Annotated in this window: 12 protein-coding genes and 2 tRNA genes; 8 read left to right on the top strand and 6 right to left on the bottom strand. The window is 58.9% G+C overall.

Annotated elements, in window-relative coordinates:
* The first annotated feature begins 9 nt into the window (after window positions 1–9).
* Window positions 10–894, top strand: a complete 885-nt coding sequence (locus tag VH599_02280) for a hypothetical protein (protein ID HEY7347120.1) — start codon at window positions 10–12, stop codon at window positions 892–894.
* Window positions 895–903: 9 nt separating this feature from the next.
* Window positions 904–2,016: an o-succinylbenzoate synthase gene (gene menC, locus VH599_02285; GenBank protein ID HEY7347121.1), complete on the top strand. Its 1,113-nt coding sequence runs from the start codon at window positions 904–906 to the stop codon at window positions 2,014–2,016.
* Here menC and murF read toward each other — a convergent pair whose 3' ends face one another.
* Together murF and VH599_02295 are read right to left on the bottom strand one after the other, a co-directional pair.
* Window positions 2,017–3,708, bottom strand: a complete 1,692-nt coding sequence (gene murF / locus VH599_02290; GenBank protein ID HEY7347122.1) for a UDP-N-acetylmuramoyl-tripeptide--D-alanyl-D-alanine ligase — start codon at window positions 3,706–3,708, stop codon at window positions 2,017–2,019.
* A 13-nt stretch (window positions 3,709–3,721) separates the two neighbouring features.
* Window positions 3,722–4,558 (bottom strand): alpha/beta hydrolase, encoded by an 837-nt coding sequence (locus VH599_02295; GenBank protein ID HEY7347123.1) that lies wholly within the window; start codon window positions 4,556–4,558, stop codon window positions 3,722–3,724.
* 293 nt (window positions 4,559–4,851) lie between these two features.
* Between VH599_02295 and VH599_02300 the strand changes: the two genes are divergently transcribed.
* Window positions 4,852–4,923 (top strand) — tRNA-Val (locus VH599_02300).
* Window positions 4,924–4,931: 8 nt separating this feature from the next.
* Here VH599_02300 and VH599_02305 read toward each other — a convergent pair.
* Window positions 4,932–5,075 (bottom strand): hypothetical protein, encoded by a 144-nt coding sequence (locus tag VH599_02305; protein ID HEY7347124.1) that lies wholly within the window; start codon window positions 5,073–5,075, stop codon window positions 4,932–4,934.
* Window positions 5,076–5,289: 214 nt separating this feature from the next.
* On the opposite strand from VH599_02305, the gene VH599_02310 reads away from it, so the two are divergent.
* Together VH599_02310 and VH599_02315 are read left to right on the top strand one after the other, a co-directional pair.
* A tRNA-Phe gene (locus VH599_02310) sits at window positions 5,290–5,365 on the top strand.
* Window positions 5,366–5,637: 272 nt separating this feature from the next.
* The gene (locus VH599_02315; GenBank protein ID HEY7347125.1) at window positions 5,638–7,950 is read left to right on the top strand and encodes an ATP-binding protein; all 2,313 of its coding nucleotides are present in this window, start codon (window positions 5,638–5,640) and stop codon (window positions 7,948–7,950) included.
* A gap of 75 nt (window positions 7,951–8,025) precedes the next feature.
* Here the strand turns inward: VH599_02315 and VH599_02320 are convergent, their stop codons facing one another.
* Window positions 8,026–8,430 carry a VOC family protein gene (locus VH599_02320; GenBank protein ID HEY7347126.1) on the bottom strand — a complete coding sequence of 135 codons (405 nt, stop codon included), beginning with the start codon at window positions 8,428–8,430 and terminating at the stop codon, window positions 8,026–8,028.
* A gap of 318 nt (window positions 8,431–8,748) precedes the next feature.
* Here VH599_02320 and VH599_02325 point away from each other — a divergent pair, with 318 nt between their 5' ends.
* Both VH599_02325 and VH599_02330 read left to right on the top strand, forming a co-directional pair.
* On the top strand, window positions 8,749–10,680 hold the full coding sequence (locus tag VH599_02325; GenBank protein ID HEY7347127.1) for a HAMP domain-containing sensor histidine kinase: 1,932 nt from the start codon (window positions 8,749–8,751) through the stop codon (window positions 10,678–10,680).
* A gap of 23 nt (window positions 10,681–10,703) precedes the next feature.
* Window positions 10,704–13,895: a PAS domain S-box protein gene (locus VH599_02330; GenBank protein ID HEY7347128.1), complete on the top strand. Its 3,192-nt coding sequence runs from the start codon at window positions 10,704–10,706 to the stop codon at window positions 13,893–13,895.
* 101 nt (window positions 13,896–13,996) lie between these two features.
* On the opposite strand, the gene VH599_02335 is transcribed toward VH599_02330, so the two are convergent.
* Together VH599_02335 and VH599_02340 are read right to left on the bottom strand one after the other, a co-directional pair.
* Complete coding sequence (locus VH599_02335; protein HEY7347129.1) at window positions 13,997–15,601, bottom strand: HAMP domain-containing sensor histidine kinase; 1,605 nt, start codon at window positions 15,599–15,601, stop codon at window positions 13,997–13,999.
* A 43-nt stretch (window positions 15,602–15,644) separates the two neighbouring features.
* Window positions 15,645–16,319, bottom strand: a complete 675-nt coding sequence (locus VH599_02340) for a response regulator transcription factor (protein HEY7347130.1) — start codon at window positions 16,317–16,319, stop codon at window positions 15,645–15,647.
* 432 nt (window positions 16,320–16,751) lie between these two features.
* Between VH599_02340 and VH599_02345 the strand changes: the two genes are divergently transcribed.
* Complete coding sequence (locus tag VH599_02345) at window positions 16,752–18,233, top strand: DUF4118 domain-containing protein (GenBank protein HEY7347131.1); 1,482 nt, start codon at window positions 16,752–16,754, stop codon at window positions 18,231–18,233.
* Window positions 18,234–18,322: the final 89 nt, after the last annotated feature.

The following is an 18,322-nucleotide window of genomic DNA, read 5'->3' on the forward strand; positions in this document are numbered from 1 at the left end:
AGGCGTCGTGTGGCAAGGGGCGGATTCACCATCAGGCGCCTTGAGGCCGATAAGGACTACAAAGCGGCAGAAGAGGTTCAGCGGCGAGCCTGGGGTCTCAGTGACCTGGACATCGCGCCGCTCCACATCCTGCTGACCATCCACAAAAGCGGCGGGCTGGTCCTGGGAGCCTTTGACGAGCAGACTGATACGCTGCTGGGCTTCCTGCTCGGCTTCTATGGTCGCGGCGAAGATGGCCGCTGGAAGCATTGCTCGCATATGATGGGTGTCTTGCCCGAAGCGCGAGATCGCGGCATCGGCCAGGCGCTCAAGCTGGAACAGCGGCGGCTCATCCTGGCCGAGAACCTGGACCACATCACCTGGACGTTTGACCCGCTTGAAGCCCGCAATGCCACGCTCAACTTCACCAGGCTAGGCGTCATCTGCAACCACTATATCCGCAACATCTACGGCGATACCCTGGGCGAACTCAACGCTGGCCTGCCCACTGACCGCCTCTCCGTTGATTGGTGGATTCGCAGCGCGCGGGTGCAGGCGCATGTAGACCCGACGCAAAGCGCATCGCCACAGCAGGCGTCAATCGCTTTGCTGGCCCAGGCGGCTCCAGTTGTAAGCGTTACCCACCGCCCTGATGGCCTGGTGGTTCCAGAAGAACATGATCTGACCGTCCATCAGCCAACGCTGGCGCTGGAGATCCCCAGCGACTTTCAAGCCCTCAAAGCCGCCGACAGCGCCCTGGCGCTGCGCTGGCGTCTTACAACGCAAGCCCTCTTCGAGCATTACTTTGAGGCTGGCTACACCGCCACCGAATGCGTCTTCGACCAAAGAGGCAGCTATCGGCGCAGCGTCTATATCCTCGAAACCGGCTTCGAGGCGCATGCACAAGGAGAATGAGGCCCACCCATGCCCACGATCACATTAGAAGCCGTTGAATTGATTCACGCGCGGCTGCCTCTGGTCAGCCCCTTCGAGACCAGCTTCGGACGCACCGATCAGCGTGAACTCATTCTTATCAAAGCCTTCGCCGAAGGGCTGGTAGGCTATGGCGAGTCAGTGCCGCTGGCCTTCTACAGCTATGAGACCATTCAGACCGCCTGGCACATCCTGCGCGACTACGCCGTTCCAGCCCTGCTGCGCGAACCCCTCAGCGCCCCCCAGGAGGCTGCTGAACGGATGCGCTTTGTGCGCGGTCACCCGATGGCGCGGGCTGGTCTGGAACTGGCCTGCTGGGATCTCTTTGCCAGGACGCAGAACATCTCACTGAGAGAACTGCTGGGCGGTGTGCGCGAGCGCGTGCCGGTGGGTGTCAGCATCGGCATCCAACCCACAATAGACGGGCTGGTCAAGGTCGTGGGCCAGCATGTCGCCTCTGGCTATCAGCGCATCAAAATCAAGATCAAGCCCGGCTACGACTTCGAGCCGCTGAGCGCCGTTCGTCAGGCGTTCCCAACCATTAAGATGATGGCCGACGCCAATTCCGCCTATCAGCTGGAGGACGCGCCCACGCTGAAAAAGCTGGACGCGCTCAACCTGATGATGATCGAGCAGCCGCTCGATTACGACGACATCTTCGACCACGCCCAGCTTCAGCGCCAACTCACCACGCCCATCTGCCTCGATGAGAGTATTCACAGCTTCCAGCACGCGCGCCACGCCCTGGAAATGGACAGCGGGCACATCATCAACATGAAGGTGGGGCGCGTCGGCGGCTACACGGAGGCAAAAGCCATTCACGATCTCTGCCTCAGCCGCAGCATTCCCGTCTGGTGCGGCGGTATGCTTGAATCGGGCGTTGGCCGCGCACATAACCTGGCGATCAGCAGCCTGCCCGGCTTCACCCTGCCCGGCGATGTCTCCGCTAGCGAACGCTACTATCACGAAGACATCGTAGACCCGCCTGCCGTTCTGGAATCTGATGGCACGATCAAGGTTCCACAGCATGGGCCAGGCATCGGCGTCACGCTGCGCGAGGACGTGCTGGCACGCTACACGCTGGCAACAGAACGGATGATATAGCTACTCTTCGTTATAGGTATCCGGTAGATCATTAGAGAAGAGAACCACTGCGCCGGGGGCAACCAGGCTCTTCATCCGCTCTGTTGCCTCGGTCAGCGAGCCGACGACAAAAAGCTGCTGCTCAGGGAAGCCCGCATCGCGCAGCCCGCGCGCAATCGGCTCTGTTCGCTTGCGGCCAACCAGGATCGCCACATCGCAGGCGCCTGCCGCGTGCTGGCCGAAGCGATAATTCTCCTCGGCTTCAATCGGTCCTAGCTCCACCATCCCTGGCGTCACCAGGATACGCTTGCCGTCGTTGAACTGCGCCAGCGTATCCAGCGCAGTGCGCACGCCCTCCGGGTTGGCGTTATAGGCATCATCAATCACCGTCACGCCACCTGCCCCTGCAATCAGTTGCAGGCGATGCTCCACCGGCTCAACCTCTTCCACCGCTCGCGCAATCTCCCCCAGGCGCATCCCACACTCCAGCGCCGCCGTCACCGCCGCCAGAATGTTGGAGACATTATGTTTCCCAAGCAGCTTGCTACGAAAAGCTGCGCGTTCCTCGCCCTGCGCGCCGCGATACGTTACGGTGAACGTCAGTCCTTGCCGCGTGATCTGCGCATCGCTGGCAATCACCTGGGCATCAGTATTCGTCGGCTCAAGGCCATACGAAAGCACCCGCACTCGCCCCTCATTCCGCATCTGCTGCATCAACTGCTGGCAATAGGGATTATCGCCGTTATAGATAGCGGGCGCGCCAGACGGCAGCGCCTCCATCAGTTCGTTCTTGCCGCGCATCACGTTTTCGATACTGCCAAAGCGTTCCAGGTGCTGCGGGCCAACCGCCGTGATAATCCCTAGCTCTGGATGCGCCAGGCGGCAGAGTTCGGCAATCTCGCCGCGCGTGTACGCGCCCATCTCCACAATAAATATCTCATGCTCCGGCAGCAGATCAGTATTTATCACGCGACAGACACCCATCGGTGTATTGAAGCTGCCCGGCGTCGCCAGCGTCTTATAGCGCGCCGAAAGGATGGTCTTGAGGATATGCTTGGTGCTGGTCTTGCCATAACTGCCAGTAATGCCAATAACCCTGGGGTGAATCCGCGCCAGCTTCGCCTTCGCCTGGCGCAGATAATACTGGCGCACCTGCGCCTCCACCGGAAACATCACCACATTTGCCAGGATGATCGCCAGGGCGATCACGCCGCGTTCAGTCAAGATGCCCATTCCCAGCGTAAAGGCCGCCCCCCAGGCAAACGTCAGGGACACAGGCTGCAATCCTATGGACGGCTGAAAGGCAAACCAGAGGCCAGCGCCTAATCCAGCCGCCAGCGCCAGCGAGATCACGATAGCCGTACTCAGCAGCCGTTTGGCACGCGCCGTATAGACCAGCGGCTTCTTCGCCTGTACTGCTTCGATGCGCAGCGCCAGCCCAACCGGCAGCGCCGCCGAAAGCACTGCCAGCGCCACAAACGCCCAGAACTGCGGGAACAGCGCCCAGGCTAGCAGCCAGAGCATAACCAGCGCCAGGCAAGTCAGCGCGTGGCAAGCATCAACGAATCGCGTCGGCGCAGCCCGCGCCCAGCGCCAGAAGCGCCCGTTCTGATATTCTTCAATTTGATGGATATTGAGCAGGCGCGTCAGTTGGCGCGCCACGTAGACCTGCCAGAGCAGCGCCAGCAGCAGCCCAGCCAGCAACAACAGCATACCGATCCTCAACTCATGACGATAAGAAACTGGAGATCACCGCGCAGAACTGCGGGAAGCAATCAAGATAGGAGAAATGCCCCGCGCCCTTCAAGACGACCAGCCCGGCGTCGGGAATCTCCTGCTCCATGATCTTGCCGTCGCTAACCGGTGTATCCTGATCGTTTTCGCCCCAGATCAGCAGCGCGGGCGCTTTGATAGATTTCAACACTGGGCGCAGGTCTTCGTTGACCAGTTTAATAAAAGTCCCCTGCATCACTCCTGGAGACACATTCCCATAATCCTCAGACCCCAGCAACTTCATCAACCGCTTGCGCAGCGCGGGCTGGTAGCGCCGGATGCCGGGCAGCGCAATCACTCGCTTGGCGACTTTATAGAAATAGACGCGCCGATAATAGCGAAAATTGCGCGGCGCGCGAATGCCTGCGCTGTCTACCAGAATTAGCCGCTTTACCCGCTCCGGGTGTTGCGCCGCCAACGTCAGCGAGACCCGCCCGCCATGTGAATGCCCGATGAAGGTCGCCCTGGGAATCTGTAAAGCATTCAGCCAATCCAGCGTTAGCTGCACATATTCGGCAACACTCCAGGGGACCGACGGCTGATCGCTGCCGCCGCAGCCAGGAAAATCGAGCGCATAGACGGCATAGTTGGGAGCCAGATACTCATAGATAGGCAGGACCGTCTGAATGGAACAGCCCCATCCATGCAGCAGCACGACGGCCTCTTTCGCAGGCGTTGGCTTACTCGCCTGTGCCTGCTGCGGCTGCTCCACCGATGGCTGTGGGGCCGCTGCATTGGAGCAATACGCGATCTTCAGATGTTGTAGCTCGATAGTCTTCAGCGCATCCACAACGTTGATTCCCTGGTGGTCTATAGCGTCTATGGTTCTAGCAAAAATGAGGTGTTGGCAAGCGAGGCATGGTACTTGTAGCGCCGCCTTCCAGGCGGCCACCGCTGCGCCAGGGCGAGCGTTTGCCCTGCGGGCCAACACACCAGCAGGCCAGCGTTGAGCCGCCAGGATGGCGGCGCTACAAGTGGCAACTCCCGATAATTGGTGGAACCGCGTCTATAAGAGCCATTGCGCCCGCAGAGGAAATATGCTACACTTCCTCTGGCATCAGCAGCCCGCTGAATAGTTTTTTTGGGCGGCTAGCTCAGTGGCAGAGCATCTGTTTTACACACAGAGGGTCACAGGTTCAAATCCTGTGCCGCCCACCCGGCCATCACTCCGCGCTATTGGCTTCCTCGCCTGCATTCTCACCAGCAGCCGCCGCGCCGCTAAGCTGCTTGTGGTTACGCCACTCAAAAATGACTAACCCCAGGGTCAACAGCACCGCGCCAGGCACAAAGACCCAGAAGACATTCATGGTATCTATCCTTTCAGCATGTCACCATCTGGCGAGAGAAGAGATCACTCACCAGCATTGTATCATCTCTCTCCAGACTGAAGCGAAAGCGCCGAGGGTATCAAGCCAGGAGTTTTTGCCACAAACTGAGAAATCTGGCCCCAATAGCCTTGCGCCCGCGCTCAAGGATATGGTATACTCTCCCTTGCAGTTTCGTTTCTCTTCTCTAGAACCTGCCAAGGTAGCTCAGTTGGTAGAGCACAGCACTGAAAATGCTGGTGTCGTCGGTTCGATTCCGACCCTTGGCACCACAGACACACCGAGCGCCTCACGAACTACTTGAACCGCCGCGTGAGGCGCTTTTGTTTTTCTCTCTATTGCTTGCTCCAGGCGTTGCTTTCAGCAACGTTAGCTGTCACCTTCTGTCGCGCAGCCACGCTGTTGTTGGATGGGGTGGGACTTTTGTATAATTTTTGTGTCCAGAACCGCATATAGGGCCTCTTCCGCTCCTTCTCTTACCTAACCCGTCATGGATGCGCAATGTGGATCGGGGCTGCACAGTGTAGACAGGAAGGGTAGCATAATGAACGCCGATTCGGGCCAGCCGCCCTATCCTCTCAATGGCGGCGCAAGGCCAGCCAATAATGAGGCAGAGATGCCCACCGATCTTCAGCCAGAAATGACGGAGGGAGCGAACGGCTGCTTGAAACGTCTGCGACGGTGGGCGCGAGTATCCTGGCTGGCGACGTGGCGCTGGTTCGCCACGAACTCCTTCGCCCCCGATTGGATGCCCAGGCCATTACGCCATCCTATCGTGAGTTATCTGCTCTCAATACTGCTGCCCATCGCCGTCGCCGCAGTAGAGGTACTTCTTGCCGAACGCTACCCGGAATTTACCCTTCAGCGCCTGCCGTTTGTCCTGGTAGTCGTGGTGATGGCGCTCTATTGGGGGTTAGGTCCGAGCCTGGTGGCGGGCTGCCTGGGTACATTTCTCATGTACTATGCTGTGCTGATCCCCCACTTCACCTGGGTGTTTGAAACCGCAGAAGATATTGCGGGAGTGTTTCTGCTCCTGCTTGTGTGCCTTGCTGTTGCGAACATCGCCAGTCGGAGAGAGATAGCGCGGCGCAAAGCTAAAGAACTGGCCGTTTCTCTTGGGCGGGAGCAGGCCAGAAGCGAATTGCAGCACCAGCGCCTGCGCGCGGTGCTGGACGTGCTTCCTACCGGCGTTGGCATTGCCGACGCGCAGGGGCGCATTCTTGAATTGAACGCGGCCTTCAAGGTGATCTGGGGCCAGGAGTCTCCAATGGTGACGGAACTGGTTCGCTATGACCTCTATAAAGGCTGGCGACCCGATACAGGAGAACCGATTTCCGCCGATGAATGGGCGCTGGCCCGCGCACTGAGGAGGGGTGAGGTCTATATCGGCGAGGAAGCGGAGATCGAAACCTTTGATGGGCAGCGCAAAGTGGTGCTCAACTCTGCCGCGCCCATCCGAGATGAGTCGGGAGCCATTGCCGGAGGGGTTGTAGCCATCGTAGACATCACGGAGCGCAAGCGCCTTGAACAGCATACCCAGGAAGCACTGGGCGCGTTACTGAAAATGGCGGAAACGCTTGTAGTGAGAGAGGGCGCCGTCACGGAGCAGGCGCTGCCACAGGGTATGCTGAGCGGCATGGTGCGGCGATTGGCAGAGTTAACGCGCAGCCTCCTGGGCTGCCAGCGCGTGAGCATCTTGTCATTAGAGCCAGGGACAGAGATCATTCATGTAATAATGACAGTGGGCCTCTCGTGGGAACAGGAGCAGCAATGGCTGACCAGCCTGCCACAAGGAATACGGCTGAGCGAGAGGGTCCAGCCTGAGTCAGCTGCTCGCTTGCGAGCAGGCGAAACAGTGCTGCTCGATCTGACGCATCCCTCTTGGGGCAGCCTGGCGAACCCCCTTGGAACACGCGCCCTTCTTCTGGCGCCAATGCTCTTAGGTGAGCAACTCGTGGGCTACCTATCGCTCGATCATGGGGATGCCGACCACGAGTATACTCCCCAGGAGCTTGTGCTGGCCGGGGCGGTGGCAAAACTTGCCGCGCTGGTGATTGAGCGGGAACGCCTGCTGCGTGAACGCGCGGATGCGCAGGCCAATATGCTGGCATTACGCGAGGCCAACCGACTCATGGATGAGTTTCTGGGTATCGCCAGCCACGAACTCAGGACACCACTCACTACCATCAAACTCCATTTCCAACTGGCCCAGCGCCGTATTAGTATGTTGCGCTCCCACGAGCCAGGCTCAGCCAGAGCGTTAGCAAGAGAGCTTGAGCAGCTTCAGGAGTTGTTCAAGCGCGGCCATATCCAGGCAGATCGGCTAGATCGCCTGGTAAACGATCTGCTGGATGTCTCGCGTATCCAGGCGGGCAGGCTGGAACTGCGCGAAGCGCCAGCCGACCTGGCAGAAATTACCCGCGAAGCCATTGAAGAGCAACTCCAGCTTGCGCCCAGTCGGATTGTCCACTTCCAGGCATCTCCTGAGCGGGGCGTGATTGTTTCCGTTGATGCGTTTCGTATCAGGCAGGTTTTGACAAATTACCTGACCAACGCGCTCAAATACTCCAGAGAAAGCCAGCCTGTGACGGTTAGATTGCAGGCAGATGGGCAGCAGGTGCGCGTCTGGGTGCATGATGAGGGGCCAGGGATCCCGCTCCAGGAGCAGGCGCACATCTGGGAGCGATTTCATCGCGTGCCGGGGATTGAGGTGCAAAGTGGCTCAGGTATCGGCTTAGGGCTTGGGCTGCATATCAGCCGGACGATTATCGAGTGGCACGGCGGGCAGGTGGGCCTGGAAAGCGCCCCCGGCGCGGGCGCTACCTTCTGGTTCTCGCTGCCGCTCTCTTCCTCTTAATCAGCAGGCAATCTGTATAAAAGGGAAAGCGCCAGTGCATGGCAGCAGCGAGAGCCGCGTTGCCCTGGGCAGAAGCTAACCACGCTCCCAGGCAAAGAACTCCAACAAATGACCATCGGGGTCTTCCACAAAGACCTGCGTGACCCCATCTCCCCTGGCCTGTGGCCCTCCGACAATTTCAATCCCATGAGCCGCGAGGTGGGCGAGGCACGCACCCAGATCAGCTACCTCGAAGGCCAGATGATGTCCCCGGCCTGTGCGCGCTGCATCACGCGGCACCCCAAAGCCAGAGGGGGCCGAGGTATCATGGGCATCAATCAAGTGTATCTGGAACCCCGCCCCCTGAAACCAGAGGCCCCCAAACGTGAAAGTACTTGGGCGCGGTATCTCTTTCAATCCCAGCATGGTTCCATAGAACCATTGCGACCGCTCGATATTTTTGACGATCAGCGTGCTGTGGTCCAATGTCAATAGTTGCATCCTTTTCCTCCCTTCTCGCTCGTTTGCAAGCTGTTGCTCCATCCCTGTTCACCAGGAGCATGATAGCACAAAACTATCTAACACCTTGCATTTATTGTTCGATATGGCTGTGTATTGCCAGCATCCTGTCGATTTATTATATAGTAGGCAGCCGTCTATCAAGTGATTGCTGTGTTTATCTATTCTTGACATTACAACTCCAAAGTGCTATAGTGCGCAACATATCTGCGGAGATGCAAGGGGTAGGTTCCCCTACCAGCCGTCTGTCGTCCTACGACTCCTCAGTCTTCACTCTGATCCCCTAGTAGGGAGCCTCTTATGACGTGTAAGAGCTGCCGAGCGAGGTCATCTGACCAGGCATACTGGCAGTCCAGCGATCCACTGCTCGTCACCTTACACTCAGGTTTCGTGAAGCCTCTCGGACGTGACACGCTCCTGCTCAGCGCCTTTCTAATCGTTGGCCTGCTGATAGCGTATCAACTGGGAGTAACGATACTCCAACCCTCCTGGAAAGGCCCTGCCACCGACTGGCTTCGTGCCTTCCTGGCCTGGCCGGGGCTGCTGGCGGTGATACTCACCAGCTTCTGGCTCACTCGCACGCGCCAACCTGAGTCGCTCGCATGGTGGATGCTCAGCGCCGGTTTTTTGGCCTATGCGATAGCACAGACGCTGTGGGGGATTTTCAATCAAGTGGTCTCCCCCAACAGGACTCCTGTCCCCTCGTGGCCGGATCTCTTTTATCTTCTCCAGTATCCGTGTTTCTTCCTGGCGCTCACTCTGTTGCCTCGCACGCTTCCCTGGGGCCAGTCAGCACTGGCCCGTGTGAAAGTGGTTCTGGATTGTCTGCTCGTGATGGCAGCCGCTGCTGCCTTTTCCTGGGCTTTCCTCATGGCGCCGCTCTACGGAAAAAGTGCGCAATCGCTGCTTGGCAGGATCACCAATCTGGCATACCCAATCGGGGATCTTGGAGTGCTGTTTGGTCTGGTATTGATGATTGCTTATCGCCGCCCAGTTGAACGCAGCGTGCTGATACTTCTCATAGGGGCTATCACCTTCCTGGCGTTTGCAGATTCCTGGTATCTTACCAGTAACCTCCATGCAAGCTTCCTCAGTGGGGAGGTTCCTGATCTGTTCTGGATGGGGTGCTATTTGCTCTTTCCCCTGGCCGGGCTGGCTCAGCTTCGACTGGCACAGCGCAAGGTCGTTGCACAGAAGGAGGGGAAATCGCCTGCACATCTGAACGCCCCCCCACGAGAGGGGGCGTTCATCGGCAGTGTTCGTTTTCTGTTCCCCTTTATGGCGGCGTTGCTGGCTGGTGGAGTGCTTGTGGTCCAGGCCACCGTGGAGCCAAGTAGCCCGAACAGCCCATACATCGCCTTCGCAGTGACTTTCTGCGTGCTCCTCCTCGTAATCATGCGCCAGGAACTCACCTTCCTCGAAGGCGAACGCTGGCGCCGCGAACGAGAAGTGGCCCAGGTCAACGAACTAGCGGCGCTCCAGGAGGCCAATAGGCAGATGGACACTTTCCTGGGAATGGCAAGCCACGAACTCAAAACGCCGCTCGCCAGCATGAAGCTTGGGCTGCAACTGCAAGCGCGGCGCTTCCAGCGCCAGGTCCAACGCGATACAGAGGCGCTGACCGAGTTCGAGCCAATCATAGAGGGCTTTGTTCGCGTCGAACATCAGGAGCAGCGCCTGGAGCGGCTGGTGGATGACCTGTTGGATGTTTCACGCATCCAGGCAGGCAAGTTGGAACTACGCTCAGAATGGGCTGATCTTGTGACCATCGCCCGCGAGGCGGTTGAGGAGCAGCGCCAGGCCGCGCCGACCCGTACCCTGCTTCTCCAGCTTCCGGCTGAACAGCCGGTACCGGTAGACGCCGACGCGGATCGGATTGGGCAGGTAGTGACCAACTATGTGACCAACGCCTTGAAATACTCGCCCGATGATCGCCCCGTCGAAGCAGGCATCAACGTGGAGGGCCAACAGGCATGTGTGTGGGTACGCGATGAGGGGCCGGGATTACCACCAGAGGAACACGAGCGTGTCTGGCAGCGATTCCATCGAGTCAAGGGTATTGAGATTCAGAGCGGCACAGGCATTGGGTTAGGACTGGGGTTATATCTCTGCCACGCGATTATCGAGCAGCATCAGGGGCGCGTAGGCGTGCAGAGCGCGCCGGGCCAAGGTTCTACATTCTGGTTCACGTTGCCGCTGGCATCCCAGCAGAACAAACAGAGGGCCGGATGATGCTTGTCGGACAGGAGCCATCTATGCAGGAAGAGCATCTTCCCTCCAACAATCAATCGAAAATCAGTACCACACACTGCACTGATGAGGCCCGGCGCGGCCCCGTTTCCGCGCGGGAGACGCCCGCCGCGCCAGATAAAAATAGGCTCTCGCGCTACCGCAAGGCCGAAAAATCCTGGCTTCCACTGCTTCGCTGGCTTCAAGTGAACAGCTTCTCGCCACGTTGGCTGCCGAGACCACTGCGCCATTCGGCTGCCAGGTATCTCGGCACGCTGCTGATCGAGGCGGTTGCTGTCTTTGGGAGCTTCCTCCTTATCCGCTGGTGTCCAGAATTTGCTTTTAAGGGCTTGCTGCCGGTGCTGACAGTGATACTGATAGCTCTGAGTTGGGGGGCTGTGCCTGGTCTGCTTGCTACGTTGTGGGGCGCTTTGCTGCTTGATTTCTTCATCTTGCCACCAGTGGTCTCCTGGAACTCTGGGGGGGGTAATGATCTGGTTAGCTTGCTCTTGTTCCTGCTGGTTGGGTTCATCATCAGCCTGGTTGCGGGGCAGAGCAGTTGGGCACGCCGTCGAGCCGAAGAAATGACTGGCTCGCTCAGAGAGGAGCAAGCCAGAACCGAACGGGAACGCCTCCGCCTGCGAACGCTGCTGGATGTCCTTCCGGCTCCGGTAGGAATGGTAGACGCTCAGGGGCGATTCCTGGAAAGAACCCCCGCGTGCAAGGCGCTCTGGGGTGAAGCAGCGCCAGCACCCCAGGAGATCGCCGACTATGCATCTGCGAAAGCCTGGTGGCCCGACAGCGGGAAGCCGCTGGCCGTCCAGGAGTGGGCGCTGGCTCGCGCACTGAGCAAGGGCGAGATCGTAACCAACAAAGAGGTAGCGATTGAAACCTTTGATGGACAGCGCAAAGTCATCCTGGACTCGGCCACCCCTATCCGCGATGAAACTGGAGCGATTATGGGCGCGGCAGGCATTCTTCAGGACATTACCGAGCACAAGCGCCTGGAGGAAGCGTTGCGCCAGGCTGAACGGGAAGCGGCAGCACGTGCCAGTCAGCTTGAAGCCGTTTTCGAGGCGATGGCCGATGCGGTTCTCGTCTTCGACAGCAAGGCACGGATCTTTCAGCGCAATGCCGCTGACCGCCAGATGTTTGTATTCGACTCTGAGCCAGAGACACTAGATGAACGCAGATCACTCATACGGCTCCGTGATGAAAATGGGCAACCACTTTCCGATGAGCGCCTGGTGACGCTCCATAATCTCCAAGAGGGGGTAATGAAGCGCCCAGCGCCCTATGTCATGGTTCGCACCACCAGGGGTGAGGATACGATGCTCGACGTGACCGCAGAGCCAATACGCGATGCGGAGGGACGCCTTATGGGTGGTGTGATGGTTCTACGCGATGTCACCGAGCCACGTCGGTTGGAGCGCGAAGTGGCCCGGCGCGCGAGTGAACTGGAAGTGATCTTCGAGACCATCGTTGATGGTATCTTCGTCTATGACACTGAGGGGCGGATCATGCGCACCAACTCGGCTGGCCGCCGTCTGCTCAATCTCGATGATCATCCTGAGTATCGCTCTATGCCGCTGCTTGAGCGCATTTCACACTATCATGTTTGCTATGAGCATAATGAGCATCTGTCACAAGAACGCTGGCCGCTTGCGCGCATGCTGCGCGGAGAGGTTCTTAGCGATCCAAACGCGGTTGATGTCAGCTATCAGATGCTGGATGGGCGCAACGTCGAGGGAAGCATTACCGGCGCGCCGCTGCGCGATGCTGACGGATGCATCATGGGCGCTGTCATGGTCCTGCGCGACCTGACCGAGCGACAGAGGCTGGAACGGCGCACTCAAGACGCGCTTCAGGCGCTGCTGGCGATGGCCGAGGCGCTTGTCCAGGCGCCTGATGAGCTTGCTTCCCCGGAACTGAGAATCGGATCGCCAGCCAGTCTGGCCGCTCATCGGTTGGCAGAATTGGCGAGCAATCTGTTGGAGTGTTCCAGTGTGAGCATCTCCACACTGGACCTGGAACATGGCGTCTCACAGCCATTGGCAGTGCTGGGGCTTTCGCCCGAACAGGAGCGACGCTGGTGGGCCGGAGAGCGCCGCTGCGCGCGCTGGATGGATGGCGCTCACACAGAGGTGCTCGCTCGCTTGCAACAGGGGGAGACGCTGGCGCTGGATATGACCAACCCGCTCCTGTGTGACGAGTCGAACCCATTCGATACTCAGTTCTTCCTTGCTGTTCCCATGCGTATCGGCGAACGGCTAGTCGGCCTCCTGATTCTTAACCCCAGGGGCGAGCCGCCTCGCTACACTGCCCAGCAGATCGCCCTGGCGGAAGCGACGGCCAAACTGGGGGCGCTGGTGATCGAGCGAGAACGCCTGCTGCGCGAGCGCGAGGCGGCAAAGGCGGGAGAACTGGCGCTGCTCCAGGCCAACCAGCAGATGGATGCCTTCCTGGGTATGGCAAGTCATGAACTTAAGACACCGTTGACGACCATCATCCTTGGCCTTCAGTGGGGCCAGCGTCACCTCCAGAGGATATTGCGCGAAGAACTCGCCGCAAGAAGCGCAAACGATGGAACGGGCAAAAAATGGGCGACTTTGGATGAACACCTCGCCCGCACAAGCCGCCAGGCTACCCGGCTGGACCGGCTGGTCAATGATCTCCTGGATGTCTCACGCATCCAGGGGGACAAATTGGCCTTCCATCTGGAATCTGCCGATCTGGCGATTATTCTCCGCGAGGTTGTCCAGGAGCAGCGTCAGGCCAACCCGCAGCGTTCCATTCAGGTATATCTGCCAGCGAATCAGAGCATGCCAATCTACGCAGACGCCGGACGCATCGAGCAGGTCGTGACAAATTATCTTACCAACGCGCTGAAATATTCCACCGAAGACGAACCTGTCGAGATCGGCGCAGCGCGCGAGGGAAGCCGTATGCGCCTCTGGGTACGAGATCACGGGCCAGGTATTCCCCTGGCCGAGCAGGAACACATCTGGGAGCGTTTCCATCGCACGCCGGGGGTCGAGGTACGCAGCGGCTCCGGTGTGGGCCTGGGATTAGGGCTATATATCAGCCGGGCTATCATCGAGCGCCATCATGGGCAGGTCGGCGTTGAGAGTCTTCCCTGCGAGGGCGCTACTTTCTGGTTTACGCTGCCGCTCTCTTTTCTCAAGGAAGACAGACCAGCAGACGAGAAGAATGGCTGACACCAACTCAGATTGAATATTCCGCAGCGCCTTCCAGGCGGTCAACGGCAGCCGCCTGGAAGGCGCTGCACGCGGCAGCCCCTCGCACGCAACAGAATGGGCTATGCCAGTGGAAGCCATATACTAAAGGTACTCCCCTGCCCAGGGGCGCTCTCAACGGTGATATGGCCGCCCAGTTGCTCCATCAGCTTCTGCGCGATGGAAAGGCCCAATCCTGTCCCATGCCGATCACGCACCGGGTCTGCCCGGTAGAAACGCTCGAAGATATGTGGCAGATCTGCTGGTTCGATTCCGATACCAGTATCACGCACCCCTAACACAGCCTGCCCATCTACTCGTTCCAGAGAGACGGTTACACGGCCTCTGCCCGGCTCATCGCTGGCAGGCGTATATTTGATAGCGTTATCGAGCAAAATGAGTATGACGCGGCGCAGCGCCTCCTCCTCCCCACGCACCCGCGTCGGCTCGATGCGGCCCACCTCTAGATGAAGCTGCGAACCCTCGGCGTTTAGCCGTCGGCGCAACTGGCGTACAAGCTGCAACAGCGCATGATCTAATTCCACTGGAGACGCTTGCGCAAGCGGTGGCAGTTCCTGCCCTGTGGCTTCAGATGGCGTGCCTGGCTGATCTGTGCTGGTATCGGCGCGCGCCAGAAGCAAGAGATCGTCAACCAGCCGCGCCAGCCGCAGTGTTTCTGTATAAGCATCAGCGAGCATAATACGACGCTCGTCGGGGGGTACTTCCTCCAGGTGTCGCTGCAAAAACGCCAGGTTGCCCTGCACTGTGGTGAGCGGAGCGCGTAATTCATGGGAAGCGTCGGCCACAAAACGCTGCTGGGTCTGGCTCGCCCGTTCCAGAGCCGCCAGCATCTCATTCAGCGTCTCCACCACCTGAGCCAGTTCGTCCTTCCCCCCAGAGCGAGGCACCCGCTGGCTCAGTGTCCCCAGCCGATGACCATCAGCAGTAGAGGCAACAATGGCTCGCGCGGTGGCGCCAATCTCACCCAGCGGGCGAAGCACACGTGCTGCAATCAGCCAGCCTCCTGCCAGCGCCCCCACCAGGATCGCCAGGCCACCAAGCAGCAGCAGCCTCCAAAGCAGATCAAAGGTTTTATCAACATCACTGAGAGATTTCGTGATCAGCAGCGCCCCAATCACTGGCCCTGAGCCGACAGGCGCTCCATCAGCATCTACCCCGCCACTCGGCCCATCACCGCTGCCTCCAGGGGAAGCGGCGTCTGGCGCACGAACGGGAACGACCTCAACCCGGATATGCTCTCCATTGGCCTGGGCGTCATACCAGCTTACCTGACCATCCAGCGCCGCCTGGATCGCGCCGGGATCAGCCGGGATCATCAGCGCGGCCCTGCTGCTCGACAAATAGCGAACCCCTCCCTGAGCGTCCTGAACCTCGACAATCACTCCAGGGTTATGGTAAATATCCACGATATTGAGCGTAAGTTGATCAGGCCAGTACGGCGGGGTGGGCAATAACTCCCGGCGCAGGTTCACCGTTGCCAGCCGGGCTTCTGCCCGCAGGGCGTTATCAACGCTTTGCCGGTTGGCATCCGCCGTGAGCAGCAGGATGAGCACGCTAAACACGGCGAGGGCAACCGTCAGCAGCGTCCCATACCACAGCGCCAGACGCAGGCGCAGGGAATGGCGGGGGGCGCTCTGGTCTCCAGGCACCTGTCTTCGCTTCCTCATCCGTGAAACTCCTCGACACTTGCGCCCGTCTCCCTACTTGCTCTTACTCTTTGAAGACATACCCAACTCCGCGAATGGTATGGATCAGTCGTGGCTCACCTTCAGACTCCAGCTTGGCGCGTAAATAGCCAACATAGACTTCCAGGATATTTGATGATCCCTCGAAATCAAGCCCCCAGATTCGGTCCATGATAATCTCGCGGGTCAGCACCTGGCGGGGACGGCGTAAAAAGAGAAACAGCAGCTCATATTCAGTAGGTGAAAGTTCGATCTCACGTGCGCCTCGGTGGGCCAGGCGAGTGCCGGTATCGAGTTCGACATCCGCATACCGCAGCACTTCATGTCGTTCTGCCTGGCTGCGCCGCAAGAGTGCTTTCACGCGCGCCACTAACTCTTCGGGCGCAAAGGGCTTGACCAGATAATCATCAGCCCCGACTGTCAACCCTTCGACCCGATTCGCCACCGCATCGCGGGCAGTCAGCATCAAGATAGGCACATTATCTCCTGCTTCTCGTAACCGCCGGGCCACCTCCAGTCCATCCAATCCTGGCAGCAAAATATCGAGAACGATGAGATCGGGTGGCCGTTCCAGCGTGCGGTCCAGGGCTTCATGACCACTGGTAGCAATGGCGACACTATACCCCTCATAGGCAAAAATGCGGCGTACTAAATCGGTAATGCGGGGATCATCGTCTACCACAAGCAAATGCGCTTTCATATACTGCCTATCCTGACTCAAAAGGGTACTTCACTTTCCATCAAACAATGTACCACCGGCATGTGAAGCGATGCTGAAACGCCCCTGAACTGAAGCTGAGAAACGGCACAGATCGGGGCGTCTGCCGCCTGCTGTCTCAGGTCTGATTCAGAAAAGCTTCAGCCTCATCTCACTTTGCACTGCTACACTACTCTGTGGTGGCTGATAGCCATCTGAATGGCTCGTTCCGTTCTCGGTAGTCTGGCGCGCTTCGGGCCATCAAGCACCCAGTTGATAAATAGCGTGGGGGCGATAATGAGTAGGAAGCACAAACACCAGGAAGGTATAACGCGGATACGTTCCCTGTGGCCTGGATACAGGCGGGCCATCCAACGCTGGCTTCTGGCGAACACGTTTGCGCCCTCCTGGTTGCCCAGAACGTGGCGCCCTCCCATGATAGGCTATCTGGTAGCAATCGCTCTGCAAGCAATTGTCGCTACTACCACCCTCCTGCTGCTGCAAACCTTTCCCACCTTCGCGTTTTCCGGTGTGCTGGAGGTGTTGGTCGTCGCTTTCGTAGCCTTGAACTGGGGGGCTGGCCCCAGCCTGATCGCAACCCTGGTAGGCGCGCTTCTTTTGGAGTTTGTGATCTTGCCGCCCCGTTTTACCTGGAACCTGACCGATGCTCAGCAAGTTGTCGAAACGCTCCTGTTCTTATTCGCCGGATTGATTATTAGTGTGGTTGCCAGCCAAAGCCAGCGGGCGCGGAAGAACGCCGAAGAGCTGACCATCTCATTGGCGGTCGAGCGGGCGCACTTGAACGCGATCATCGAGGCAATCCCGGATGTTGTCGCTATCTACGATCATCAAGGAACCATTATACGGCTCAACCACGCAGGGCAGCAGATGGTCAGCCTCACTGGCAGCAGCGCGACACAGGCGCCAGCCCTGCCAAATGACGCAGGGGCCGCCAGCGGTGAGGAGCAGTTCCCACTCGCTCTCTTTCCTCTTGAGCGAGTGCTGGAAGGTGAGACGCTGGAGGCTATTGAAGTGCAGACCTCCACTGCTCTAGGGGAGGAACGCTTTGTGTCGGTAAGTGCTGCTCCCCTGCGAGAACGACAAGGCCAGGGAGCCGGGGCTGTGAGCATCATGCGCGATATTACCACCCTCCGCCGGAATGAGCAGGCGGTACGTGAAGCCAACCGACAGATGAGCGACTTCCTTAGTCTCGCCAGCCATGAACTTCGCACACCTTTGACCGGCATCACCGGCCACCTTCAGCTAGCCCAGCGTCGCCTGGAGCGCCTCATTTCCAGTGAAGAGAGGCCCAAGACAATACACACCAGAGAAGAAACCAGCCGATTCGCGCTGATTCAGGAGCCACTTCAGCGGGCAGAACAGCAGGCCAGGCTCATGAACCGGCTGGTAGGCGACCTGTTGGATGCCTCGCGCATCCAGGCCGACCGACTCACGCTTCATCTCACCCTTTGTAATCTGACCACCATTGTTCAGCAGACAGTAGAAGAGCAGCAATACTCCTGGCCGAATCGCACCATTGCGCTCCACCTGCCGGATAATGCGCAGGCGCCGCTCCTGGCAGATGTCGACCGCATCGGGCAGGTGGTGACGAACTACCTGACCAATGCGCTCAAATATTCTCCAGAGGATAAGCGGGTCGAAGTGTGTCTCCGATTGGAGGGCCACCAGGCGCGAGTGCTGGTGCGCGACTACGGACCGGGATTGCCCGCCTCTGAGCAAGAGCGCATCTGGGAGCGATTTCATCGCGCGCCGGGGGTTGAAGTGCAGAGCGGCTCTGGAGTGGGTTGGGCCTGGGCTTGCACATCAGCCGCATCATTATCGAGCGGCATCAGGGGCAGGTTGGCGTTGAAAGCCTGCCAGGATACGGGGCTACTTTCTGGTTTACCCTCCCGCTGATCACGCCAGAACAACGGCTCCACAGCATATAATATACTGAGAGAACGTTGAGAACCCCCTCGGCTGAGGAAATGATCGTTACCAGGTGA

The sequence above is a fragment of the Ktedonobacterales bacterium genome (assembly GCA_036557285.1).
Taxonomy (GTDB): domain Bacteria; phylum Chloroflexota; class Ktedonobacteria; order Ktedonobacterales; family DATBGS01; genus DATBHW01.